The sequence below is a fragment of the Pseudomonas chaetocerotis genome, from assembly GCF_015712105.2.
GTDB lineage: Bacteria > Pseudomonadota > Gammaproteobacteria > Pseudomonadales > Pseudomonadaceae > Aquipseudomonas > Aquipseudomonas chaetocerotis.
In genome coordinates, this window is record NZ_JACFYX020000001.1 from 825,578 (window position 1) to 849,415 (window position 23,838).

Consider the following 23,838-nt stretch of genomic DNA (forward strand, 5'->3'; position numbering starts at 1 on the left):
CGGCCCGCATCAAGGAGTTTTGCCATGCTACCGAACCCCAACGATCTGCTGCCGGCCATGGCCAGCGCCCTGACTCAACACCTGAATCAGCGCCAGATCAGCGAGCCGCGCTTCATCGGCATCCGCACCGGCGGCGTCTGGGTCGCTCAAGCCCTGCTGCAAGCACTGGGGCGCGATGACGCACTGGGCATTCTCGACGTGTCCTTCTACCGCGACGACTTCACCCAGAACGGCCTGCATCCTCAAGTGCAACCCTCCGAACTGCCGTTCGAGATCGAAAGCCAGCACCTGGTGCTGATCGACGATGTGCTGATGAGCGGGCGCACCATTCGCGCCGCACTGAACGAACTGTTCGATTACGGCCGCCCGGCCAGCGTGACCCTGGTCAGCCTGCTCGACCTGGGCGCCCATGAGCTGCCGATCCGCCCTGACGTGGTCGGTGCCACCCTGTCGCTGGCAGCCAACGAGCGGGTAAAATTGTCTGGCCCCACACCGCTGACCCTCGAACTCCAGACGCTCGCCAACTGAGACTCTCCGCGATGACGCCACTCGCCGCCAAGCGCCCGCTGCAACTGAACGACCAAGGTCAGCTGCGCCACTTCCTCTCACTCGACGGCCTGCCCCGCGAGCTGTTGACCGAAATTCTCGACACCGCCGACTCCTTCCTCGAAGTCGGCGCACGCGCGGTGAAGAAAGTCCCGCTGCTGCGCGGCAAGACCGTGTGCAATGTGTTCTTCGAGAACTCCACGCGCACCCGCACCACCTTCGAGCTGGCCGCCCAGCGCCTGTCAGCCGACGTCATCAGCCTCAACGTCTCGACCAGCTCCACCAGCAAGGGCGAGACGCTGTTCGACACCCTGCGCAACCTCGAAGCCATGGCCGCCGACATCTTCGTCGTGCGCCATGCCGACTCCGGCGCCGCGCACTTCATTGCCGAGCACGTGTGCCCTAACCTGGCGATCATCAACGGCGGCGACGGCCGTCACGCGCACCCGACCCAGGGCATGCTCGACATGCTCACCATTCGCCGACACAAGGGCGACTTCGAGAGTCTCTCGGTGGCCATCGTCGGCGACATCCTGCACTCACGGGTGGCGCGCTCGAACATGTTGGCGCTGAAGACCCTGGGCTGCCCTGACATTCGCGTCATTGCGCCGAAGACCCTGCTGCCCATCGGCCTAGAGGAAAGCTATGGCGTGCGCGTGTTCAGCGATGCCAACGAGGGCCTCAAGGACGTCGACGTCGTGATCATGCTGCGCCTGCAGCGCGAGCGCATGCAGGGCGGCCTGCTGCCCAGCGAGGGCGAGTTCTACCGCCTGTTCGGGCTGACAGAGCAACGTCTCAAGCTGGCCAAGCCCGATGCCCTGGTGATGCACCCGGGCCCGATCAACCGCGGCGTGGAGATCGAGTCGGCGGTGGCCGACGGCCCGCAGTCGGTGATCCTCAACCAGGTCACCTACGGCATCGCCATCCGCATGGCGGTGCTGTCGATGGCCATGAGCGGGCAGAATGCCCAACGTCAACTCAACGCCGAGGAGGCCAACTGATGCGTACTGCAATCCTCGGCGCTCGCGTGATCGACCCGGCCAGCGGCCTGGATCAGGTCACCGACCTCTATATAGATGGGGGCAAACTGGTCGCCACTGGCCAGGCGCCCACTGGCTTCGTCAGCGACAAGCGCCTCGACGCCCAGGGCCTGATCGCTGCGCCCGGCCTGGTCGACCTGTCGGTAGCCCTGCGCGAGCCCGGCTATAGCCGCAAGGGCAGCATCGCCACGGAAACCCTGGCCGCAGCGGCCGGCGGTGTCACCAGCCTGTGCTGCCCGCCCTTCACCAAACCGGTACTGGATACCTCGGCCGTGGCCGAGCTCATCCTCGACCGCGCGCGTGAAGCCGGGCACACCAAGGTCTTCCCCATTGGCGCACTGAGCAAAGGCCTGGCGGGCGAGCAGCTCGCCGAACTGGTCGCCCTGCGCGACGCCGGTTGCGTGGCCTTCGGCAACGGCCTGGACAACTTCCGCAGCAGCCGCACCCTGCGCCGCGCTCTGGAATATGCAGCCACCTTCGACCTGCAGGTAATCTTCCACTCGCAGGACGCCGATCTGGCCGAAGGCGGCCTGGCCCACGAAGGTCCGACAGCCAGCTTCCTTGGCCTGGCCGGCATCCCGGAAACCGCCGAAACCGTGGCCCTGGCCCGCGACCTGCTGCTGGTTGAACAGAGCGGCGTACGCGCGCACTTCAGCCAGATCACCAGCGCCCGTGGCGCCGAGCTGATCGCCGCCGCCCAGGCCCGTGGCCTGCCGGTGACTGCCGATGTGGCGCTATACCAGCTGATCCTGACCGACGAGGCGTTGATCGACTTCTCCAGCCTCTATCACGTGCAACCGCCACTGCGCTCGCAGGCCGACCGTGATGGCCTGCGCGAAGCGGTGAAAGCCGGAGTCATCAGCGCCATCGCCAGCCACCACCAGCCACACGAGCGCGATGCCAAGCTGGCGCCTTTCGCCGCGACCGAGCCGGGCATCAGCAGCGTGCAGTTGCTGTTGCCGCTGGCCCTTAGCCTGGTGCATGACGGCCTGCTCGATCTGCCGACGCTGCTGGCGCGCCTGACCAATGGCCCGGCCGCCGCACTGCGCCTGCCGGCTGGCTCGCTGCGCGTCGGCGGCGCTGCCGATATCGTGCTGTTCGATGCAGGGGCCTCGACCGTCGCCGGTGAGCAGTGGTACTCCAAGGGCAGCAACTGTCCCTTCCTCGGCCATTGTCTGCCCGGTGCGGTGCGCTACACGCTGGTCGACGGCCATATCAGCTACCAGGGCTGAGCCGACACAAGCCCGCCAGCCGGCGGGCTTGCCAGCAGGGTGTCGCGGGGCCGCCTAGGCCATGCGCACCAGCCTTCAGAAAACAGCGGTGCGCATGACGCACCCTACCCCAGTCCATTGCCCCGCTAACGCCCCGCCCATCCGCGGCACACCTCACTCTCGCCACGACATTGGACGAATGAGTGACTCGACGGTCATGATCCACGTCAGGTTAGGCAGCCGAAATTTTCCAAACGCCACCGCCCTATGACCCCGCTCGCGCCCTGAGGCGCCGGCCTGGCGTCGCGCTGGCCTTGTTCAGGAGCTTTTGATTTATGTCGCGCTTACCTGTGATCGTGGGTTTTGGGGGTTACAACGCAGCCGGGCGCAGCTCCTTCCACCATGGCTTCCGTCGCACCGTGCAAGAGTCGCTGGCCCCCCAGGCTCGCCAGGAAACCCTGGCCGGGCTGGCGCAGATGATGAAGCTGGTGCGTGTGGTCGATGGCCAGTACCAGGATCAGGACGGCCAGGCACTGAGCCTCGCCGACATCGAAAGCCGCTACGCCAAGGAAATCCTGGCTGGCACCCTGGTGCGGCGTATCGAGAAGCAACACCTGGACCCGGACGCTGCCCACTGGCAGAAGAACATCAGCGTCGCCCCCGCCGATGGCGCCAACCTGAGCTTCATCACCCAGCGCAAACAACTGCCCGAGCCGCTGCCGGCCAACTGGTCGCTAGAAGAACTCGAAGGCAATGAAGTACGCGTCACCCTGCACAATAGCTGCGAATTCAAGGTCGACAGCTACCGCCCGCTGGCGGTGAAATCCGCCGGTCAGCTGCCCACCGGCTTCGAGCCGAGTGAGCTGTACAACGCACGATTCCACCCGCGCGGCCTGACCATGACCGTGGTCGGTGTCACCGACGCCCTGCGTTCGGTGGGCATCGACTGGCAGCGCATCGTTCAACATGTCGCACCAGACGAGATCGCCGTGTTCGCCAGCTGCATCATGAGCCAGCTCGACGAGAACGGCTTCGGTGGCATGATGCAGTCGCGCCTGAAGGGCGGCCGCGTCACCGCCAAGCAACTGGCTCTGGGCCTGAACACCATGCCGGCCGATTTCATCAACGCCTACGTGCTTGGCAGCGTCGGCACCACCGGCAGCATCACCGGCGCCTGCGCCACCTTCCTCTACAACCTGCAGAAGGGCATCGAGCAGATCACCTCGGGCAAGGCACGTGTGGTGATCGTCGGCAGCAGCGAAGCGCCGATCAACCAGGAGTGCATCGAGGGTTACGGCGCCATGGGCGCCCTGGCCACCGAAGAAGGCCTGCGCCAGATCGAGGGCAAGAGCGACGTGGATTTCCGCCGCGCCAGCCGCCCGTTCGGCGACAACTGCGGTTTCACCCTGGCCGAAGCCTGCCAGTTCGTGGTGCTGATGGACGACGAGCTGGCACTGGAACTGGGCGCCGACATCCACGGCGCCGTGCCAGACGTGTTCATCAACGCCGATGGTTTCAAGAAGTCCATTTCCGCCCCCGGCCCGGGCAACTACCTGACCGTGGCCAAGGCCGTGGCCAGCGCCGTGCAACTGCTCGGCCTGGACGCCGTGCGCAGCCGCAGCTTCGTCCATGCCCACGGTTCCAGCACGCCGGCCAACCGCGTCACCGAGTCGGAGATTCTCGACCGAGTCGCGGCGGCCTTCGGCATCGAACAATGGCCGATCACGGCGGTGAAGGCCTTCGTTGGCCACTCCCTGGCCACCGCCAGCGGCGACCAGGTGATCGCTGCCCTCGGCGCCTTCAAGTACGGCATCGTGCCAGGCATCAAGACCATCGACGCAGTCGCCGGCGACGTACACCAGGATCACCTGAGCCTGTCCACCGAAGACCGTAAGGTGGGTGAGCAGGCGCTGGACGTGGCCTTCATCAACTCCAAGGGTTTCGGCGGCAACAACGCCAGCGCCCTGGTGCTGGCCCCGCACGTCACCGAACGCATGCTGCGCAAGCGTCATGGCCAGGCCGCTTTCGACGCCTACCTGGCACGCCGTGAAGGCACCCGTGCCGCCGCTGCCGCCTACGACAGCCAGGCGCTGCAGGGCAAGCTGGACATCATCTACAACTTCGGCAACGACATGATCGACGACCAGGCGATCTCCATCACCACCGAAGAAGTGAAGGTGCCGGGCTTCGACCAGCCGCTGGTGTTCAAGAAGGACGAGCGCTACAGCGATATGCTCGATTGAGCCTGTTGCCTTGCAGGGCGGGTGCAACCCGCCAATGTCGCGGCGGGTTTCATCCGCCCTACGATTGAAGCGCCCGCGCCAGCTCGATCAGCTCGCCACGCCACGGTGCAGCGGCCGGCAAGGCCAAAAACGATGGGTTGAGGAAGGATTCGCGCGCCTCGTAGGTGAGCACTTCTCCGCTCAGATTCAGCACCTCGCCACCGGCGCCTTCCAGCACGCCCTGCGCGGCGGCGGTATCCCACTGCGAGGTGGGCGCCAGACGCGGATAGCAGTCGGCATTGCCTTCAGCCAGCAGGCAGAACTTCAGCGAACTGCCGATATTGGCCAACGCCGGCTCACCAAAACGGGCAACCAACCCCGCCAGCAAGGTTTCCTGCGCCGGGCTTGAATGACGCTTGCTGGCCACCAGGGTGAAGCCCTGCACGGGCGCAAGCCGCACGCTGATCGACTGCTCCTCGCCCGGCACCTCGCTGCGCCAGGCCCCGATGCCCGCGCCGCCGTAATAGCAGCGCCCGCTGGCGGGAATGCCAACCACGCCAAAGACCACACGGCCACGCTCGATCAGGGCGACGTTGACGGTGAACTCATCGGAACCGGCGATGAACTCCTTGGTGCCATCAAGCGGATCGACCAGCCACCAACGCGTCCAGGCAGCGCGCTCGGCCAGCGGGATATCGGCGGCCTCTTCCGACAGCACCGGCACCTCCGGCGCCAGCGCCTGCAGGCCATCGAGCAGGATATGGTGCGCGGCCAGGTCGGCAGCGGTCACCGGCGAGGCATCGGCCTTCTCCGTCACCGCCACACCGCTGCGCCAGTAAGGCAGGGTCGCTGCGCCAGCCGCGCGTACCAGCTCGATCACTTGAGGAATAAAAGGATGACTCACGGACGGAACTCCCCGCGCTGAGTCAGCAGATCACGCACCAGGTAGAGCGCCGCAAGCGCACGCCCTTCGCTGAACTGCTCGTGCTGCACCAGGCTAGACAACTCGCGCAGGCTGATGCGGTCGACCCGCATCGGCTCGGGTTCATCACCCGGCAGGCGTTCCTCGTACAGATTGCGCGCGAGCACCACCTGGATCTTCTGGCTCATGTAACCGGGCGACAGGCTCAGCTCGGTGATGTACTCCAGTTCGTGCGCGCCAAAACCGGCTTCCTCCTTGAGCTCGCGATTGGCCGCCACCAGCACGTCTTCACCTGGCTCGATCAGCCCCTTGGGCAACGACAGCTGATAGTCGTCGGTGCCGCCGCAATACTCCTCGATCAGCACCGCGTGCTCGGCGTCGAGCATCGCGACCACCATCACCGCGCCATAACCGGAGCCGCTGCCAACCAGTCGCTCATAGGTGCGCTCCGTGCCGTTGGAGAAGCGCAACTGCACTTCCTCGACACGAAACAGACGGCTGCTGGCGACGATTTCGCGGGCGAGGACCGTGGGTTTTTGGCGCATGAGGCAACTCCTTGGCGGGACCGAGCGGGTTATCATACAGCGGCTTTTCACATTATCCCTGACCGAGATTGCATCAAGGCTAAACCATCGCCTCAACTGAGACGCGCGTATGCACGCACTGCACTGGCATCAGATCGACACCGTCCTGCTGGATATGGACGGCACCCTGCTCGATCTGCATTTCGACAACCACTTCTGGCTCACCCACCTGCCGCAGCGCTACGCCGAGCACCATGGCGTCAGCCTGGCGTTGGCCCAGGCCGAACTGCTGCCACTGTTTCGCCAGCATGCCGGTACGCTGAACTGGTACTGCACCGATTTCTGGAGCCGCGAGCTGAAGTTGTCGATTCGCGAGCTCAAACGCGAGATCGCTCATCTGATCGCCCTGCGCCCCGATGCCGAACACTTTCTGCGCGCCCTGCGCGAAGCCGGCAAGCGCGTGGTGCTGATCACTAACGCGCACCGCGATTCACTGTCGCTGAAGATGGAGCGCGTCGAGCTGGCGCCCTGGTTCGAGCGCCTGATCAGCTCCCATGACTACGGCTTCCCCAAGGAGGACCAACAGTTCTGGTTCGCCCTGCGCCAGGACGTCGACTTCGACCCCGCGCGCAGCCTGTTCATCGACGACAGCCTGCCGATCCTGCGCAGCGCCGGCCAGTTCGGTGTCGCCCATTTGCTTGCCGTGCGCCAGCCAGACAGCCAGGCCGGACCGAAAGACACCGAGGAATTCGCCGCGGTGGATAGTTACGCCAAGCTAGCAAAAGATATAACGGCCAGATAATGCGCACACTAATTTCATTAATAGGAAAAATATTTCTAAGGGATGAAATATACTCCACAAAGAAAGCCATAACAGAAATAATACATAGCAAAAACTACCTTATGGCCCAAAATGAACTACTGCTTTCTGCTTTAATAGCAGGCGAAGATAGACGATACCTCAAACATGCAGGTTACGACCCAATAGCAATCGTGAGAGCCATTCGAAACAAAATACTCCACAACAGAACAGAAGGGGCAAGCACGATAGAACAACAACTGACCAGAACCATAACAGGAAAATACGAAAGGACAGCAACCAGAAAAATAAAGGAAATAATTATTTCATGCGCGCTCAGCGCCACATTCAAAAAACAAGAAATTGCATATTGCTATATTTCGACAGCCTATTACGGCTGGGGCATGAACAACATACAACAAGCCTACTCAAGACTAAAATTAAACAACTCCTCTCTAACGCAGTTACAAGCAGCAAAACTAATTGCAAGATTACGCTACCCAGAACCTCAAAAACCGCAAAAATCGCGAAAGCAAAAAATCCTGTTACGGGCGCGATACATCATGGACTTACAAAAAAACCACTCAACCAAGGAAGACCTGGGGATTAATAATGCAGCCATTTAATACAACTGCAATAAGCAGCGATCACTTCTTTAGCTATTTAACACCTTACGACTTCATTGAACTTGCAGAAAAGCTCAACTCAGATGAGTTGAAGTCGTTAGTAAGATCGAGATTCCTTGAGAACATACCCTTCTCTTTCAAACACAAACCTTTAATATATGAAACAATGAGAGCGTGGGTTGCCAGAGAAATCAAAATAAACCCATCCGAAATCGTCGTCATAGGCAGTGCAAAGCTAGGATTTTCTCCAACAGCCCACCCTAACTTTGGAAAAAAGTTTGGGGACGACTCCGATCTAGATCTAACTGCAATATCAGAAAAACTCTTCAACGAATTAAACAACGATCTCGAAACCTGGATTAATGATATAAAGTCCGCAAGAATCACCCCCCGCAACACAACAGAAAATAATCATTGGCAATCTAGCCAAATTACATTACCAAAGAATGCAAGAGAAGGCTTTCTAGATCCATATAAGATCCCCAACAGATACACGACCGCACAACTAATAAATCAAAAAATGTGGGCACTCAATGAAAGACTTAAAGCTTCAGACCCAGACTTAAATTTCAAAAAATGCAGCATGCGCGTATATAAAAACTGGGATGCATTCACAAAACAACTAATGACAAATTTGAACTACGCGCTAAGCACGTTACCAAATCAGCATAAGACACTATTATTAGCTCGCGAAAATACCGAAAAGCCAAACCTAGCCTAAAAAATGGGCAATCATAATCATGGACATAAAGCAGCTGAAATTTCTCGTCGCCCTCGACGAGACCCGCCACTTCGGTCAGGCCGCCGCACGCTGCCACGTGACCCAGCCGACGCTGTCCATGCGCCTGCGCCAACTGGAGGACGAACTGGGCCTGGAACTGGTGCGCCGCGGGCAGCGTTTCGAGGGTTTCAGCGCCGAAGGTGAGCGTATCCTGGCCTGGGCGCGCAGCCTGCTGGCGGCGCAGGACGGCCTGCTCGCCGAGGCTGCCGCCTGCCGTGGGCACCTGGTCGGCACCTTGCGCCTGGGCGTGGTGCCGCTGGCCAGTTTCGACCCGATGCGCCTGATCAGCCTGTTCGCCGAGCGTCACCCCGGGCTGCGCTTTCAGCTGCATGCGCTGAGCAGCGATCAGATTCTCGAGGGACTGGTACGTAATCAGCTCGACCTTGGCCTGTCCTATCTCGACCGACTCGACCGCGAGCACTTCGCCAGCCTGGAGTTGGCCGAAGCACGCATGGGTCTGCTCTACGATCAGCGTCACTTCCACTTCGTCAGCAGCAGCCTGCGCTGGGAGCAGTTGGCCAACCTGCCCCTGGGCCTGCTCTCCACGGGTATGCACTTTCGCCAGTCCATCGATCACAGTTTCCGTGCTCGCGGCCTTAGCCCACAGGTGCGCCTGGAAGCCGACGCCGTGCACCACCTGACTCAAGCGGTCAGCGCCGGTCTGTGCTGCAGCGTCATGCCGTTGCCGGCCGACGGTGCTCCGACCGACGGTCACCTGCGCCTTCTACCCATCGAGGAGGCTCATACCCTGGCACCTCAGGGCCTGATCATGCGGCGTAGCGCCCCTGCCTCACCGCTCGCGCAAGCGTGCTTCGAAGAGGCACGTGAGTGGCTGGCGGACGCTTGATAGATTTGCTCGATCAACACATCAAAGCCAACGATTAGACGCTCCCCGCTCATGGGCCTAGGCTTGGCTGTGTCAATCTGTCACAGAGCGCGCCTCGATGGCCAAGCCAGCCGCCCAGTCGCACATCGCCAGTGCCTACACCTACGCCGAACTCGGTGACGGTCGTGCGCAGCACGCCGCACTGGCGGAAGAATGTGCCCTGGCAATCAGCTACAACGACCTGAACCAGGCCGTGATGATGGTTTCCCCCCATCATCTGGAAGACTTTGCCGTCGGCTTCAGTCTCGGTAACGACCTGATCAAGTCCATCGACGACATCTATGACATCCAGTTGCGCGGCCTCGGTGACAGTCGCGAAGCACGCCTGCAGGTCAGCAGCAGAGCCTTCTGGGCGCTCAAGCAGCAACGCCGGCAAATGGCCGGCACCAGTGGCTGTGGCCTGTGCGGTGTGGATGCTCTGGAACAGGCGCTACCGGCCCTGCCTGCCCTGCCCGGCGCTGCGTTGCCGCCGCTCGAACACCTGACTGGCCTGCGCGAACGCATCGCTGACAAGCAACAACTGGCACGCCACAGCGGCGCGTTGCATGCCGCCCTGTTCATCGACGCCAGCGGCGAGATTCGTCTGTGCCGCGAAGACATCGGTCGCCACAACGCCCTGGACAAGCTGATCGGCGCCATCGCCCGCGAGCGCCTCGACACCCATGGCGGCTTCGCCCTGGTCACCAGTCGCTGCAGCCTGGAGCTGCTGCACAAGGCGGTACGTGCCGGTATCGGCACGCTGGTGAGCCTGTCCGCGCCCACCGCCCTGACCGTGGACTGGGCGCGGCGCCACCGCCTCAACCTGATCCACCTGCCCCATCACAGCACGCCGCGGGTCTACAGCCCCGCGCCTGACGAAGAAGAACGACCATGAGCCTGCAACCCGTCAATCCCCGTTACAAGCCCTACAGCGGCCCTGCTGCCGGTTGGGGCGCGCTGAACGCCGTCACCCGTTTCTGGCTGGACAGCAAACAACCGTTCAAGAACCTGCGCGCGCTGCTCAAGACCAACCAGAACGGCGGCTTCGACTGCCCCGGCTGCGCCTGGGGCGATTCGCCCGAAGACGGTCACATCAAGTTCTGCGAGAACGGTGCCAAGGCGGTCAACTGGGAGGCCACCAAGCGCCGCGTCGATGCGTCCTTCTTCGCCCGCTACACGGTCAGCCAACTGCGTGAGCAGAGTGACTACTGGCTCGAGTACCAGGGTCGCCTGACGCATCCGATGCGCTACGACGCCAGTACCGATCGCTACGTGCAGACCAGTTGGGATGACGCCTTCGCCCTGATCGCCCGGCACCTCAAGGCTCTGCCGAACCCGGACCATGCCGAGTTCTATACCTCCGGCCGGGCCAGCAACGAGGCTGCCTTCCTCTACCAGTTGTTCGTGCGCGCCTATGGCACCAACAACTTCCCCGACTGCTCGAACATGTGCCACGAGGCCAGCGGTGTCGCCCTGGGCCAAAGCGTGGGAATCGGCAAGGGCAGCGTGACCTTCAACGATTTCGAGCATGCCGACGCCATTTTCGTGCTGGGTCAGAACCCTGGTACCAATCACCCACGCATGCTCGAGCCGCTGCGTGAAGCGGTCAAACGCGGCGCCCAGGTGGTCTGCTTCAACCCGCTCAAGGAACGTGGCCTGGAGCGCTTCCAGCATCCGCAACACGCGCTGGAGATGCTCACCAACGGTTCCGAGCCGCTGAATACGGCTTTCTTCCGTCCGGCGCTGGGCGGCGACATGGCCGCCCTGCGCGGCATCGCCAAGTTCCTCCTGCAGTGGGAGCGCGAGGCGCAGGCCAATGGCGAACCGGCCGTGTTCGACCATGCGTTCATCGCCGAGCACACCGACGGCGTCGAGGCTTATCTGCAGTTGCTCGACGCTTGCAGTTGGGAGGCGCTGGAGGCTCAGTCCGGTCTCAGCCTGCAGGAAATCGAACAGGCCGCCCGCATGTACCGCCGCGCCGAGCGCGTGATCATCTGCTGGGCCATGGGCATCACCCAGCACCACCACTCAGTGGCCACCATCCAGGAAATCGTCAACCTGCAACTACTGCGCGGCAACCTCGGCCGCCCCGGCGCCGGCCTGTGCCCGGTGCGCGGCCACAGCAACGTGCAAGGCGACCGCACCATGGGCATCAATGACCGCCCGCCGGTCACGCTGCTTGATGCCCTGGAAAAACGCTTCCAGTTCAAGGTGCCACGCGAGAACGGCCACAATACGGTCGAGGCGATCAACGCCATGATCGACGGCCAGGCCAAGGTATTCATCGGCCTCGGCGGCAACTTCGCCCAGGCCACGCCGGACAGCCCGCGCACGCACAAGGCGCTGCAGAGCTGCGACCTCACCGTGCAGATCAGCACCAAGCTCAACCGCAGCCACCTCACCGTCGGTCGTGATGCGCTGATCCTGCCGTGCCTCGGGCGTACCGACATCGACCACCAGGCCGGCGGCCCGCAGGCGGTGACGGTGGAAGACTCGTTCAGCATGATCCACGCCTCCTACGGCCAGCTCGAACCGCTTGCCGGCAGCGAGATGCGCTCGGAGCCGGCCATCGTCGCCGGCATCGCCAAGGCCACACTGGGCAACCACCCGGTGGACTGGGACGCACTGATCGCTGACTACGACCGCATCCGCGAACTGATCGCCGATACCATTCCCGGCTTCCACGACTTCAACCAGCGTGTCGCCCACCCCGGCGGTTTCTACCTCGGCAACTCGGCGGGCGCGCGGCAGTGGAAAACCGCATCCGGCAAGGCCAACTTCAAGGCCAATGCCCTGCTTGCCGACCTGCTGCCATCGCAGGTGCGCGAAAGCGGTGAAACGCCGGATCTGATCCTGCAGACCCTGCGCTCGCACGACCAGTACAACACCACGGTTTATGGCCTCGACGACCGCTACCGGGGCGTGCGCGGCCAGCGTGACGTGCTCTTCGCCAACGAGGCGGACATCCTCCGCCTGGGCTTCAAGCCCGGGCAGAAGGTGGACATCCGCTCGCTGTGGAACGATGGCATCGAACGTCGCGTCAGCGGCTTCACTCTGCTCGCCTTCGACATCCCGGCCGGCCAGGCCGCTGCCTACTTTCCCGAGGCCAACCCGCTGGTGCCGCTGGAAAGCGCCGGCGTCGGCAGCAGCACACCGACCAGCAAGTTCGTCGCCATTCGTCTGCAGGCGGCCAGCGGCGGCAACCTGCTGGGTAGTAGCGCAGCGAGCTGACAGGCGGCCAGGAACCTCCTGCGCAGATCACCGGTCAATGGCGTAACGCTCGCCATTGACCGGCGAATCCTGTGATCGAGGTGTCCATGAAGTCTCTGCAATTCTTCTTTCTTTCCCTTGGCCTGAGCAGCGGCGGCTTCGCCTTTGCCGGCAGTACCGAAGCCGGTTTGGGTGGTGCCCTGGGCGGCGCAGTAGGCGCGATGGTTGGCCAGCAGGTCGGCGGCAACACCGGCGCGGCGGTCGGTGCCGGTCTCGGCGGCGCGGCCGGCAGCATGGTCGGTGCCGACCGTCGCAGCCGTACCGAAGCCGCCATTGGCGGCGCGCTGGGCGCAGCCGGCGGCAACGTCGTTGGTCAGCAGGTCGGTGGTAACACCGGCGGCGTGGTCGGTGCTGCAGTCGGCGGCGGCGCCGGTGGCGCGCTGGGCAACTACATGGGCAATGCCAGCTACGACGACGATCGTCGCGGCAAGCATCACCGCCACTACCATGGCAAGAAACACAAGAAGCACCACAAGCACTGGCGCCATCACTGACGGATGCTGAGCACCCAGGGTTCATGGCGACGACCGAAGGCGACTTCGACCTGTGCCTTGAACCCTGTTTGCTCATGGCCACGCGCCCAGCCACGCGCTTGCTCGCGATAAGCATGAGGAACGCTCAGGCGGTCGTTCTGCAGGCGAATGGTCGCGCCATAACCGGCCTCGGTACCGTGGCGGTAAGGCTCGATGCTTCCGGCCAGTAATACCTGGTGCTGTCTATTCGGCCAGCGCTGACGCAGCACCTGCGCATCCACCCCCGCATCCACCAGCATCAGACGGCTGGCTTGCTGCTCGACGAATTGCAGGCGGCGCTGGCGATCATCACGCTCTTGCCGCAACACCTCACTCTGGGGCTCGGCCTGCAACTCGTGCTCAGCAGCGGCCAATGCCTGACGGGCCTGCTCTACCTGACTGCGGTAAAGCGCCCCCTCCAGCTCCAGCACCAACCAGACGTCACGTGCCGGCTGCCGGCTAAGGGTGTCGGTGGCAGAGAATCCCAACTCGCTCAGCTTGGCCTCGTCCAGCCAGGGCAACTGCCAGCCATCACCAGGGCGCTGCCAGCTCAGTTGCAGGCGCAGCACGCCGTCGCCCTCACCGCGCAACCAGCCACCGTAGTCACGTTGCAGCTCGCGCTCGCTAAGCAGTAGTTGCGCCTCGGGTTCGCCGCTGCGGTTGTACCAGACGCCGCCCAGGGCAACGGCATTGCTCAACAGCACCACGCCGAGAGCAAGCCACGCTGATCGCTTCATTGCACACCTCCCGGAGCGCTGCGCCGCCAGCGTTGCAGCATCACCAGCAGCAGCACAGCGATCAGCCCGAGCAGGAGGAAGAACAGGTAACGCGGCAGCAACTGCCACCACCAGTCGAACAGCTTGGCGAATAGCATGATCAATGCGAAGACCAGACCTGTGTTGACCACCTCACTCCAGCCGCGGCGAATGCCCAGCCATACGGTCGACCCAGCCAGTACGAAGCCGAGCGTCTGGTAGAACGCCTCGATCCAGCCCGTCGGCCAGGCGAGGTAGCTGCCGCCGCCCCAATAGGACAGGACCAGAACCGGGCCTAGCAGGTAGAGCAACCCTACCACTCGGTAGCAGGCGGCGAACCCCGCATAACGCCGCTGATCGAGCCATTGCGGCACCAGCAGCAGCGCAGCCAGTGGCAAGAACAGCTCCGGTCGTTCGCCCAGCGACCACCAGTGCCAGCCCGCCCAATCCCCCAGGCGAGCCGCGACGAACAGGCCGAAGCACAGCAACGCCACCACCAGCAGCAGCCGCTGGCGGCACTGGTAAGCCAATAACAGCGCCAACGCACCCCAAGGCAGCAGGGCTTTGTCGGACGGGGTGATATTGAAGATCTGCCCAAGCATCGACAGGTTCAGCACGAAACAGACGAACGCCAGCACGGCGGCCAGCTTGGCGTAATAGCCAGAGGTGTCGCGGGCCTGCAGCCAGAAGCACAGCAGCAGACTGCCGAGGCTGCTGCCGACGAGAATGGCGACCTGAGCGGCAGCATCGAACAGCCCCCAGAACTGGTAGAACAGGAAAAACAGCCCGGCCGACAGCGCCAGCGCACCGAACAGCGAGGCCAGGCGCATGCCCAGCGACAGCTGGCGCGCACGCGCATCGGCGTCGATATCCAGCGCCTGGCGAAAGTGAGCCAGCAACTGGCGATGGTGATCGGTGACGGCCTGTTCCTGTGCCTCGCTCAGCTGCAGCACTTGCTCCTGGCGCAGCTCGGCCAGCTCCTCGCGGAAGGCGGCGATGCGAGCGGCGCGTCGCTGCGCCTGCTCACGTTCAAGATCGGACATGGGCACTCTCTGGCGGATAATTGCCCACAGCCTAGCAGGCCGCGGCAGGAGGTGCGCACGGCGCACCCCACCCAGTGACCGTAGCCAGCGTGAGGTGCGCCGTGTGCACTGCGTTCAATCCGCCAGCAATGCCGCCATCGCCGCACGCAAGGCCTCAGGTATCGCTACGGGACGATTGCTCGCACGATCCACGAACACGTGGACGAAACGCCCAGCGGCGCAGGCCTGCTCCTCGCCGGTCTTGAAGATCGCCAGCTCGTACTGCACCGAACTATTGCCCAGCTTGCCGACGCGCAGCCCCACTTCGATGGCATCAGGGAAGGCGATGGAGGCGAAGTAGTCGCAGCTTGAGCTGACCACGAAGCCGACCACTTCCCCGCCATGGATATCCAGACCGCCCTCGGCGATCAGGTAGGCGTTCACCGCGCTGTCGAAGTAGCTGTAGTAGGTCACGTTGTTGACGTGGCCGTAGAGGTCATTGTCGTGCCAGCGCGTGGTGATCGGCTGGAAGTGGCGGTAGTCGCCACGTAGATGTTGGGGTTGGCTCATCGATGATCCTTGGAGTGGCTTCGGTGCGCACGGCGCCCCCTACTGAAAGGATGGCGCCGGCCCGGTTGGATGCGCCATGCGCACCAATCGCGATAAATATCAGTAGGCTGCCTGATAAATGGCCAGGGCCTGCTGCTCGTTCATCTCGCGCGGATTGTTCACCAGCAGGCGCTGCTGCAGCATGGCGTCCGCCGCCAGCGTCGGCAACATCGCCTCGCTTACGCCGGCATCGCGAAGCCGCGTCGGCAGGCCGCTGCGCTGGCTGAAGCCGGCCAGCGCTGCGATCAATTGTTCGGTCTGCGCCGCCGCGCTGCCCGCGCGCAGACGCTCACCCAGCACCAACGGCGCCAGTTCGGCGTACAGCGGCGCCGCTGCCGGTGCGTTGAATGCCAGCACCTGCGGCAGCACCAGGGCATTGGACAACCCATGGGGAATATGGAAATGCCCGCCCAGCGGGTAGGCCAGGGCATGCACCGCCGCCACGGGCGCATTGGCGAAGGCCTGCCCGGCCAGGCAGGCGCCGAGCAACATGGCCTGGCGTGCCTCGCGGTTGCTGCCGTTTTTCACCACCTCGTCGAGATTGGCTGCCAGCAGGCGCAGCGCCTCGCGTGCCAGCAGGTCGGAAAGCGGATTTTTCTTCAGCGCGCTGGTATAGGCCTCGATGGCATGCACCATGGCATCGATCCCGGTGGCAGCAGTCACCGCCGCCGGCAGGCCGAGGGTCAGATCGGCGTCGAGCAGGGCCAGATCCGGCAGCAGCAGGGGCGAGACCACACCCATCTTGGTGGTCTCGCCGGTGGTCACGATGGCGATAGGCGTCACCTCGGAGCCGGTGCCGGCCGTGGTCGGCACCTGAATCAGCGGCAGGCGCCGACCGCGCACGTTACCCACACCGTAGATCTCGCTCAGCGCCTGGGCGCAGTCTGGATGCGCCAGCAGAGCCACCAGCTTGGCCACGTCCATCGAGCTACCACCACCGAAGCCGACCACCAGCTCAGCTTGCAACTCACGAGCCTGAGCCACGGCAGCCAGCACCACGACCTCTGGCGGGTCGGCCAGCACCTGGTCGAACACCTGCACACTCATGCCGGCACGAGCGAAGCCCGGCAGCAGCGGTTCGAGCAGACCCAGGCGGGTTATGCCCGGGTCAGTGACGATCAGCACGCGCCGGGCGCCGCGCTCATGGCAGAGTTCGGCCAGACGCAGGCTGGCGCCGGATTCGCAGATAATCTGCGCGGCGGTGGCGAAGCTGAATGGGTGCATGGGGTGCTCCTCTTGTTGTCTGGTTGGGTTCGGTGCGCACGGCGCACCCTACGTAACGCGCTGAAACCCATAGGGTGCACCGCGCGCACCAATGACCTTTGCTAGAACGCGAAGCTCTCCTCGTCCATGGCCATCAAACAATCCGCCCCGCCCAGCAAGGCTTCGCGGTGTGCACTGGCGCGCGGCAGCACACGGCGCAGATAGAAGTCGGCGCTGTGCAGCTTGGCCCGGTAGAACGCCGCCTCGCCGCTACCCGCCTCCAGCGCATCCTGAGCCCGCGCCGCGGCTTGCAGCCAGAAACCGGCGAGCAGCACATGAGCCGAGTACTGGAGAAAATCCACCGAAGTGGCACCGATCTCCTGCGGGTCGCGCTGACAGGCGGCGATCACGGCACTGCTCAGCTCACGCCATTCACCGAGACGCGCCTGCACGACGGTCGCCATTTCCTTCAGCGCCGAGCGCGTGGCCTGGTCATCGCACAACGCACTGAACTCGGCCTGCAGCGCAGACAGTTCGGCGCCACCATCGCCCAGCAATTTACGGCGGATATAGTCCAGCGCCTGGATACCATTGGTACCTTCGTAAAGCTGGGTGATGCGGCTGTCGCGCATCAACTGCTCCATGCCCCACTCGCGGATGAATCCGTGCCCGCCAAAGACCTGCACACCATGGCTGGCCACTTCCTGGCCCATGTCGGTGAAGAACGCCTTGACGATAGGGATCAGCAGCGCCGCGCGCTTGCCGGCCGCCTTGCGTGCCTCGGCCGACTCGGCGCCATGCTCCAGGTCGAGCAGGCGCGCGGTGTAGGCGGCGAGCATGCGGCTGCCCTCGACCAGGGTCTTCTGAGTCAACAGCATGCGTCGCACGTCGGGATGATTGATGATCGGATCGGCTGCCTTGTCCGGCGCCTGCACGCCCGCCAGACCACGTGACTGCAGGCGCTCACGGGCATAACGCAGCGCGCCCTGGAAGGCCACCTCGCCTATCCCCAAGCCCTGCAAGCCGACCTGAAAGCGCGCGTCGTTCATCATGGTGAACATGCAGGCCAGGCCCTGATTGGCCTCGCCTACCAACCAGCCGGTGGCGCCGTCGAAGTTCATCACGCAGGTGGAGGCACCCTTGATGCCCATCTTGTGCTCGATAGCGCCACACGACAGCGTGTTGCGTTCACCCGGTGTGCCGTCGGCGGCAGCGATAAATTTCGGCACCAGCAGCAATGAAATGCCCTTCACGCCAGCAGGTGCATCCGGCAGGCGCGCCAACACCAGGTGGACGATGTTTTCCGACAGATCCTGTTCGCCACCGCTGATGAAGATCTTGCTGCCGCTGACCTTGTAGCTGCCATCGACCTGCGGCTCGGCGCGGGTACGCAGCAACGCCAGGTCGGTACCGGCCTGCGGCTCGGTCAGACACATGGTGCCGGTCCACTGACCGCTGACCAGCTTGCCCAGGTACTGCTGCTTCAGCGTTTCGCTGCCGTGCTTGTGCAGCGCGAGCACGGCGCCCTCGGTCAGCCCGGAGTAGACGCGGAAGGATAGCGAGGCGCCCATCAGCATTTCGTGGAAGGCAAAGGCCACCAGCTGCGGGAAGCCCTGACCGCCATAATCCACCGGCCCGGTCATGCTCGCCCAGCCGTTGTCCACGTATTGCCGGTAGGCCTCGGCAAAGCCCTTGGGCGTGCTGACCTGGCCATTTTCCAGGTGGCAGCCCTCCTCATCGCTGTTGCGATTGAGCGGCGCGACCTCACCTGCGGCGAAGGCCGCAGCCTCCTCCAGCACGCCGTCGATCAGCTCGCGATCCAGGCCGTTACCCAGACGCTCGCAGTGGCCGGCAGCGTCGAACAGTTCGTGCAGGACGAAGCGCATATCGCGCAATGGCGCCTGGTAGCTCATACCCGACCCTCCTGTACGTTGCTGAAATACTTGTTCTCGGCAGCCAGCCGCTCGATCAGCGCCGCCGGTTGCCAATGCGCGCCGAAGCGCTCGGTCAGTTGCAGCAGACGCTGGTGAATCGCAGCGACACCCTCGCCGTCGGCCCAGCTCATCGGGCCGCCACGCTCGGCGGGAAAGCCGTAACCGTTGAGATAGACCAGATCGATGTCGTGGCTAGTGGCGGCGATGTTCTCCTCGAGAATCTTCGCCCCCTCGTTGACCAGTGCCAGCATGCAGCGCTCGAGAATTTCCTCGTTGCCGATCTCACGGCGGGTGAAGCCCAGGCGTTCCGATTGCATCTGCACCAGCCCGTCGACGACCGGATCATGCTCGGCCTGGCGACTTCCCGGCGTGTAACGGTAATAACCCTTGCCGCTCTTCTGGCCAAAGCGACCCAACTCGCACAGACGGTTATCCACCTGCACCGCCGGATCATCCTGGCCCCGGCCGGACAGTTCGCGGGCGCGCCATTCGAGGTCGATGCCGACCACGTCGTACATGCGAAACGGCCCCATGGCGAAGCCGAAGCCCTGCAGCGCCGCGTCCACCTGATGCGGCCAGGCGCCTTCGAGCAGCAGCATGCGCGCCTCGCGCACGTAGGTGTGCAGCATGCGGTTGCCGATAAAGCCGTGGCAGTTGCCGGCCACCACCGCCACCTTGCCCATGCGCGCGCCCAGCGCCTGAGCGGCCTGCAGCACGGCTGGTGCGGTCTTGCCGCCGCGGACGATCTCCAGCAGTTTCATGATGTGCGCCGGGCTGAAGAAGTGCAGGCCTAGCACCGATTCTGGCCGCTTGGTGACCGCAGCGATAGCGTCGACATCCAGCGCCGAGGTATTGCTGGCGAGAATCGCACCGGGCTTCAGCACCACGTCCAGCTCACGGAAGATGCTTTGTTTGAGCTCGAGATTCTCGTACACCGCCTCGATAACCAGGTCAGCGTCGGCCAGCGCCGCGTAGCCGTCCACCGCCTCGATACGTGCGCGCCGCGCGGCGGCCTCGGCCGCATCGATACGGCCCTTGGCGACATTGTGCGCCCAGGTTTCCTCAGCCATCGCCAGGCCCTGCTCGACCATCTGCGGGTTGTTATCCAACCACAGCACCTGCAGGCCGGCATTGGCCAGGCTGATGACAATACCGCGGCCCATGGTGCCGGCGCCGATCACGGCGGCACAGCGAAGCGGCGAGACGGTTTTATTCATTGTTGTTCCTCTCGTGCACAAACAGAAAAGCTTGGGTCACGATAAGCAAGCCGCTACTATTTTTGAAATTTAGTCTTGTGATACGACGTATTCAGTAGATGAATTTCAGCAACTTCGACCTCAACCTGCTGCGTGTACTGGACGCCCTGCTACGCGAGCAGAACGTCTCGCGCGCCGCCGAACACCTGGCGCTGAGCCAGCCGGCGGTAAGTAATGCGCTCAATCGCCTGCGCGTACTGCTCGACGACCCGCTGTTGGTGCGCGTCGGCCGGCGCATGCAGCCAACGCCGCGGGCATTGGCACTGGAGGCGCCGATCCGCAGCGCGCTGCGTCAGCTGGAGCAGAGCCTGAGCGCCGGCGAGGCCTTCGAGCCGGGCGAAAGCCGCCAGCGCTTTCGCATTGCCGTTACCGACTACGTCGAGCTGGTGTGCATGCCACGCCTGCTCGATCGTCTGAGCCAGAAGGCACCGGGCATCGGCATCGACATTCGCCACCTCAGCCCCAGCCTGCCAATGGAGGCGCTGGACAAGGGCGAACTGGATCTGGTGCTGGGCCGTTTCGACGAGATGCCAGCGCGTTTCGCCCGCCGTCACTGGATGAGCGAGACGCTCAAACTGGCGGTTCGCCGCGAGCACCCTCTGCTGCGCCAGGGCAATCTGGATCTGGAGACGTTCCTGCGCCTGCGTCACCTCTGGGTACACGGCGGGCAGACCCGCGGCATGGTCGATCAATGGCTGGGGGAACAGGGTCTATCGCGGCAGATCCTCTACACCACGCCGAACTACCTGCAGGCCGCGCATATCGTCGCCGGCAGCGAGCTGGCGGCGGTGCTGCCCACCGCCCTGGCCCGGCATTTCGCCACGCTGCTGCCGCTGCAGTTGTTCGATCTGCCCTTCACCCTCGGGCCCTTCCACCTCGAAGTGGTCAGCCTGGCGCAGCGCCAGCGCGATGCCGCGCTGCAATGGTTGATCGAGGAGATCGTCGCAGCGGCCAACCCGTAGGGTGTCGCGGGGCCGCCACAAGCCGTGCGCACCGGCCATTCTTCAATCTACGGGTGGTGCAATGTCGGTGCGCACTGCACAGCCTACCTCTCGACTTGGCGATCGGCGCGGCCACCCAGGTACCAGCCGAGCACACCCCATAACGCGGCGCAGAGCGCACCGACCATGGCCACCAGCCAGGCGCCGTGGCCAAGCATGTCCAGCCCGGCCTTGGCCCAGCCGCTGAGTGCATCGCCGCCGCGATAGACCACGGTGTCGATGAAGTTCTTCGCCTTGTACTTGCTCTCGGCATCGAGCGAGGCGAAGAGCATTTCCCGCCCCGGTCGGACGAAGGCATATTCACCGATGCGTCGGACGATCATCAGCCCCGCCAGCATGGTGAAGGTAGGGGTCAGCGCCAGGCCGACAAAGCCCAGACAGACCAACGCCGGAACCAGCGACAGCAGCACGCGTACGCCGAGCTTCTGCGCCACCCGACCGGTGATGAATACCTGAGTCGCCAGCGCACCGGCCTGCACGATGAAATCAATCACACCGAACACCTTCACCTGCGCGGCGCGATCCGGAAACAGCTCGGCGACCAGGCGCGCCTGCTCGAAGTAGAGAAAGGTGCTCACCGAAGTGAGTAGCAGAACGAAAGCGCCGATACCCAGCAGGTAACGCGAACCGAGCATACGCGTCAGCCCGCTGAACGGATTGCCCGGTACCGGCCTGCGCGGGCTCTCGCTGGGTACCGCCCCAGCTCGTCCGGCGCCCTGCCGCTCGCGCCAGCCCATCAGGTAACGCTTGAGCGCCATGGCTGCACCGAGCAGCACAGCGGCCATCAGCATCAACCCGGACTCGCCAACGGCGCCGATCAGAACAGCACTCAAAAGTGGCCCGCACAACCCACCGACGCTGGCGCCAGCCGCAATGAAGGCGAACAGCCTCCGCGCCTGGGCGCCGTCGAACACATCGGCCATCAGGCTCCAGGCCACCGAGACGACGAACAGGTTGTAGACCGAGATCCATACGTAGAACACCCGCGCCAGCCACACGCTGTCGTGATCGATGCGAAACAGCAGCACGAAGACCAGCAGATTGAGGCAGAAAAAGCCGTAAACCCAGTCGATGAAGTGAATGCGCGGAACTTTCGAATTGAGCCAGGCGAACAGCGGCACCGCCAGCAGCATCACGACGAAGGTAGCGGTGAACAGCCACTGCAGGTTGTTCACCCCGCCGGTGATGCCCATCGCCTCGCGGATGGGCCGCAGCATGAAGTAGCCGGCGAACAGGCAGAAGAACAGGGCGAAGCCAGCCAGAACGGCCGCCAGCTCCTCACCTTCGGCATTGATCGCCCGTGCCAGGCGCCGGGTCAGCGCCTGCATCTCAGGCGAACAACTCGATGATGCGCTGGCGCTGCGCCGCGTCAGGCAGGCGGCCCTGACCGGCGAGGATGTTGTCGGCCATGTAACGCGGATTGGAGGTGGCCGGAATCACCGCTGTCACCGCCGGATTGGCGAGAATGAACTTGAGCATCAGTTGAGCCCAGGAGGTGACGTCCAGCTCCACCGCTGCCCAGTCCGGCAGGTTCTTTCCCTTTACTCGGTCGAACAATGCCGCGCGCTGGAAGGGCCGATTGATCAGCACCGCGATGCCCTTGTCGGCGCAGAAGGGCAACAGCTCGCGCTCGGCGTTGCGCTCGCCGATGGAGTAGTTGAACTGGACAAAATCCACCGGCTCTTGGCGCAGTACCTCGAGCAGGCGCTCATGGGCGGAATCCAGATAGTGCGTCACGCCGATGTAGCGTACCCGGCCCTGTTCTTTCAGCTCGCGCAGCAGACCCAGTTGAGTGCGGGTGTCCTGCAGGTTGTGCACTTGCATCAGGTCGATGGTGTCGGTCTTGAGCGCGGCGAAGCTGGCCTCGACCTGCCGCTCACCTGCCGCGCGCCCGGAGGAGGACACCTTACTGGCCAGGAACAGTTTCTTGCGCATGTCGTCTTCTGCGGCCAATGCACCACACACGGCCTCGGCTCGCCCGTAGCTGGGCGCGGTATCCACCAGACTGGCGCCACCATTGACCAGCGTCTGCAGCACCTCGCGCAAGGGCTGTAGCGCCTCATCGGTCATCGCCACATCATGGGTGCGCGACGTACCCAGTCCGATCACCGGCAGCAGTTCACCACTACTGGGAATCGCCCGACTCAGCAAAGTGCCGGAAGCGAGGGCGGATGACGGCAACCAGGGCATCAGGGCAGCTAACGCCGCCAGGCTGGCGCTACCGTGCAGGAATCGACGACGACTGGGCATGACGTGGCTCCTCTGACAGTGACCGGTTGGTTATAGGCACTGACCACGCTCAGACCAAGACGTTACATCCGTTGCCGATCAGGTATCGGGGAAAGAAAGCATGCCGGTGAAATGCCTGCAGCCCGGCTATGGCGGGGGAAAGAGGGGAAATACGGCAGGCTGCGGACGCAATATCCGGTAACCAAAAACGCCGCTGCGCCAGGCGGGATAACGACGCAGCGGTCGGGAAAGAGTGATCAGGCCGCGCGCGTGGCGGACTCGCTGATCAGCATGCCGTGGGACACCAGATAGCAGCGGCTGCCATTGCGCAGCGTCATGGGGCTGCGACTGGCGATCACCCAGCCTTTGCTCAACAACTGCTCGATGTGCTCCCGCAGTGCGGGCAGGTGGCGCTGTTCCTTCATGGCCGACTCCTCATGTGATGGATGACGTTGCACCCACTGGTTCATCCGTGACTCAGATCTCAAAATGGTAGTGGCGCAATGCCAGG

23 protein-coding genes are annotated in these 23,838 nt (G+C 63.6%); 12 read left to right on the top strand and 11 right to left on the bottom strand.

Annotation, left to right across the window (positions count from 1 at the left end; translation table 11 throughout):
• Positions 1–24: 24 nt before the first annotated feature.
• The 4 genes from pyrR (at position 25) to H3221_RS03750 (ending at position 5,040) form a co-directional block, all read left to right on the top strand.
• Positions 25–528: a bifunctional pyr operon transcriptional regulator/uracil phosphoribosyltransferase PyrR gene (gene pyrR, locus H3221_RS03735; RefSeq protein WP_196475469.1), complete on the top strand. Its 504-nt coding sequence runs from the start codon at positions 25–27 to the stop codon at positions 526–528.
• Between the two features lie 11 nt (positions 529–539).
• Positions 540–1,547, top strand: a complete 1,008-nt coding sequence (locus H3221_RS03740) for an aspartate carbamoyltransferase catalytic subunit (protein WP_196475468.1) — start codon at positions 540–542, stop codon at positions 1,545–1,547.
• Positions 1,547–2,818: a dihydroorotase gene (locus H3221_RS03745; RefSeq protein ID WP_196475467.1), complete on the top strand. Its 1,272-nt coding sequence runs from the start codon at positions 1,547–1,549 to the stop codon at positions 2,816–2,818. The genes H3221_RS03740 and H3221_RS03745 overlap by 1 nt, the downstream gene beginning before the upstream one ends.
• A gap of 314 nt (positions 2,819–3,132) precedes the next feature.
• Positions 3,133–5,040 carry a beta-ketoacyl synthase gene (locus H3221_RS03750; RefSeq protein ID WP_196475466.1) on the top strand — a complete coding sequence of 636 codons (1,908 nt, stop codon included), beginning with the start codon at positions 3,133–3,135 and terminating at the stop codon, positions 5,038–5,040.
• A 58-nt stretch (positions 5,041–5,098) separates the two neighbouring features.
• Here the strand turns inward: H3221_RS03750 and cysQ are convergent, their stop codons facing one another.
• Positions 5,099–5,923: a 3'(2'),5'-bisphosphate nucleotidase CysQ gene (gene cysQ / locus H3221_RS03755; protein WP_196475465.1), complete on the bottom strand. Its 825-nt coding sequence runs from the start codon at positions 5,921–5,923 to the stop codon at positions 5,099–5,101.
• A complete protein-coding gene (gene nudE, locus H3221_RS03760) occupies positions 5,920–6,486 on the bottom strand; it encodes an ADP compounds hydrolase NudE (protein WP_196475464.1) in 567 nt (188 codons plus the stop codon). Before nudE ends, cysQ begins: the two co-directional genes overlap by 4 nt.
• A 109-nt stretch (positions 6,487–6,595) precedes the next feature.
• On the opposite strand from nudE, the gene yrfG reads away from it, so the two are divergent.
• The 7 genes from yrfG to H3221_RS03795 all read left to right on the top strand — a co-directional run bounded on the left by yrfG (position 6,596) and on the right by H3221_RS03795 (position 13,300).
• On the top strand, positions 6,596–7,267 hold the full coding sequence (gene yrfG / locus H3221_RS03765; RefSeq protein WP_196475463.1) for a GMP/IMP nucleotidase: 672 nt from the start codon (positions 6,596–6,598) through the stop codon (positions 7,265–7,267).
• On the top strand, positions 7,267–7,890 hold the full coding sequence (locus tag H3221_RS03770) for a biosynthetic peptidoglycan transglycosylase (protein WP_196475462.1): 624 nt from the start codon (positions 7,267–7,269) through the stop codon (positions 7,888–7,890). The genes yrfG and H3221_RS03770 overlap by 1 nt, the downstream gene beginning before the upstream one ends.
• Entirely contained in the window at positions 7,877–8,611 is a 735-nt protein-coding gene (locus H3221_RS03775) for a hypothetical protein (protein ID WP_196475461.1), read from the top strand. The genes H3221_RS03770 and H3221_RS03775 overlap by 14 nt, the downstream gene beginning before the upstream one ends.
• A 19-nt stretch (positions 8,612–8,630) precedes the next feature.
• Positions 8,631–9,518: a LysR family transcriptional regulator gene (locus H3221_RS03780; protein WP_045733798.1), complete on the top strand. Its 888-nt coding sequence runs from the start codon at positions 8,631–8,633 to the stop codon at positions 9,516–9,518.
• Positions 9,519–9,615: 97 nt separating this feature from the next.
• Positions 9,616–10,431 (top strand): formate dehydrogenase accessory sulfurtransferase FdhD, encoded by an 816-nt coding sequence (gene fdhD, locus H3221_RS03785; protein WP_196475460.1) that lies wholly within the window; start codon positions 9,616–9,618, stop codon positions 10,429–10,431.
• Positions 10,428–12,767, top strand: coding sequence for an FdhF/YdeP family oxidoreductase (locus H3221_RS03790; RefSeq protein WP_196475459.1), 2,340 nt, complete (start codon positions 10,428–10,430; stop codon positions 12,765–12,767). The genes fdhD and H3221_RS03790 overlap by 4 nt, the downstream gene beginning before the upstream one ends.
• A gap of 86 nt (positions 12,768–12,853) precedes the next feature.
• The gene (locus tag H3221_RS03795; protein WP_196475458.1) at positions 12,854–13,300 is read left to right on the top strand and encodes a glycine zipper domain-containing protein; all 447 of its coding nucleotides are present in this window, start codon (positions 12,854–12,856) and stop codon (positions 13,298–13,300) included.
• Here the strand turns inward: H3221_RS03795 and H3221_RS03800 are convergent.
• The 6 genes from H3221_RS03800 to H3221_RS03825 form a co-directional block, all read right to left on the bottom strand.
• The gene (locus H3221_RS03800) at positions 13,294–14,055 is read right to left on the bottom strand and encodes a DUF4824 family protein (protein WP_196475457.1); all 762 of its coding nucleotides are present in this window, start codon (positions 14,053–14,055) and stop codon (positions 13,294–13,296) included. The genes H3221_RS03795 and H3221_RS03800 overlap by 7 nt on opposite strands.
• On the bottom strand, positions 14,052–15,116 hold the full coding sequence (locus tag H3221_RS03805; protein ID WP_196475456.1) for a DUF2157 domain-containing protein: 1,065 nt from the start codon (positions 15,114–15,116) through the stop codon (positions 14,052–14,054). The genes H3221_RS03800 and H3221_RS03805 overlap by 4 nt, the downstream gene beginning before the upstream one ends.
• 114 nt (positions 15,117–15,230) lie before the next feature.
• Complete coding sequence (locus H3221_RS03810; protein ID WP_196475455.1) at positions 15,231–15,665, bottom strand: acyl-CoA thioesterase; 435 nt, start codon at positions 15,663–15,665, stop codon at positions 15,231–15,233.
• 99 nt (positions 15,666–15,764) lie between these two features.
• Positions 15,765–16,928, bottom strand: coding sequence for an iron-containing alcohol dehydrogenase (locus tag H3221_RS03815; protein WP_196475454.1), 1,164 nt, complete (start codon positions 16,926–16,928; stop codon positions 15,765–15,767).
• A 101-nt stretch (positions 16,929–17,029) separates the two neighbouring features.
• Entirely contained in the window at positions 17,030–18,820 is a 1,791-nt protein-coding gene (locus tag H3221_RS03820) for an acyl-CoA dehydrogenase C-terminal domain-containing protein (protein ID WP_196475453.1), read from the bottom strand.
• Positions 18,817–20,058, bottom strand: a complete 1,242-nt coding sequence (locus H3221_RS03825; protein ID WP_196475452.1) for a 3-hydroxyacyl-CoA dehydrogenase — start codon at positions 20,056–20,058, stop codon at positions 18,817–18,819. The genes H3221_RS03820 and H3221_RS03825 overlap by 4 nt, the downstream gene beginning before the upstream one ends.
• Before the next feature lie 98 nt (positions 20,059–20,156).
• Between H3221_RS03825 and H3221_RS03830 the strand changes: the two genes are divergently transcribed.
• Positions 20,157–21,059 carry a LysR family transcriptional regulator gene (locus H3221_RS03830; RefSeq protein ID WP_196475451.1) on the top strand — a complete coding sequence of 301 codons (903 nt, stop codon included), beginning with the start codon at positions 20,157–20,159 and terminating at the stop codon, positions 21,057–21,059.
• Positions 21,060–21,142: 83 nt separating this feature from the next.
• On the opposite strand, the gene H3221_RS03835 is transcribed toward H3221_RS03830, so the two are convergent.
• The 3 genes from H3221_RS03835 to H3221_RS03845 form a co-directional block, all read right to left on the bottom strand.
• Positions 21,143–22,426, bottom strand: coding sequence for an NTP/NDP exchange transporter (locus H3221_RS03835; RefSeq protein WP_196475450.1), 1,284 nt, complete (start codon positions 22,424–22,426; stop codon positions 21,143–21,145).
• A 1-nt stretch (position 22,427) separates the two neighbouring features.
• Positions 22,428–23,348: an aldo/keto reductase gene (locus H3221_RS03840; protein ID WP_196475449.1), complete on the bottom strand. Its 921-nt coding sequence runs from the start codon at positions 23,346–23,348 to the stop codon at positions 22,428–22,430.
• Positions 23,349–23,584: 236 nt separating this feature from the next.
• Positions 23,585–23,752 carry a hypothetical protein gene (locus H3221_RS03845; protein WP_017678407.1) on the bottom strand — a complete coding sequence of 56 codons (168 nt, stop codon included), beginning with the start codon at positions 23,750–23,752 and terminating at the stop codon, positions 23,585–23,587.
• Between the last annotated feature and the right edge of the window lie 86 nt (positions 23,753–23,838).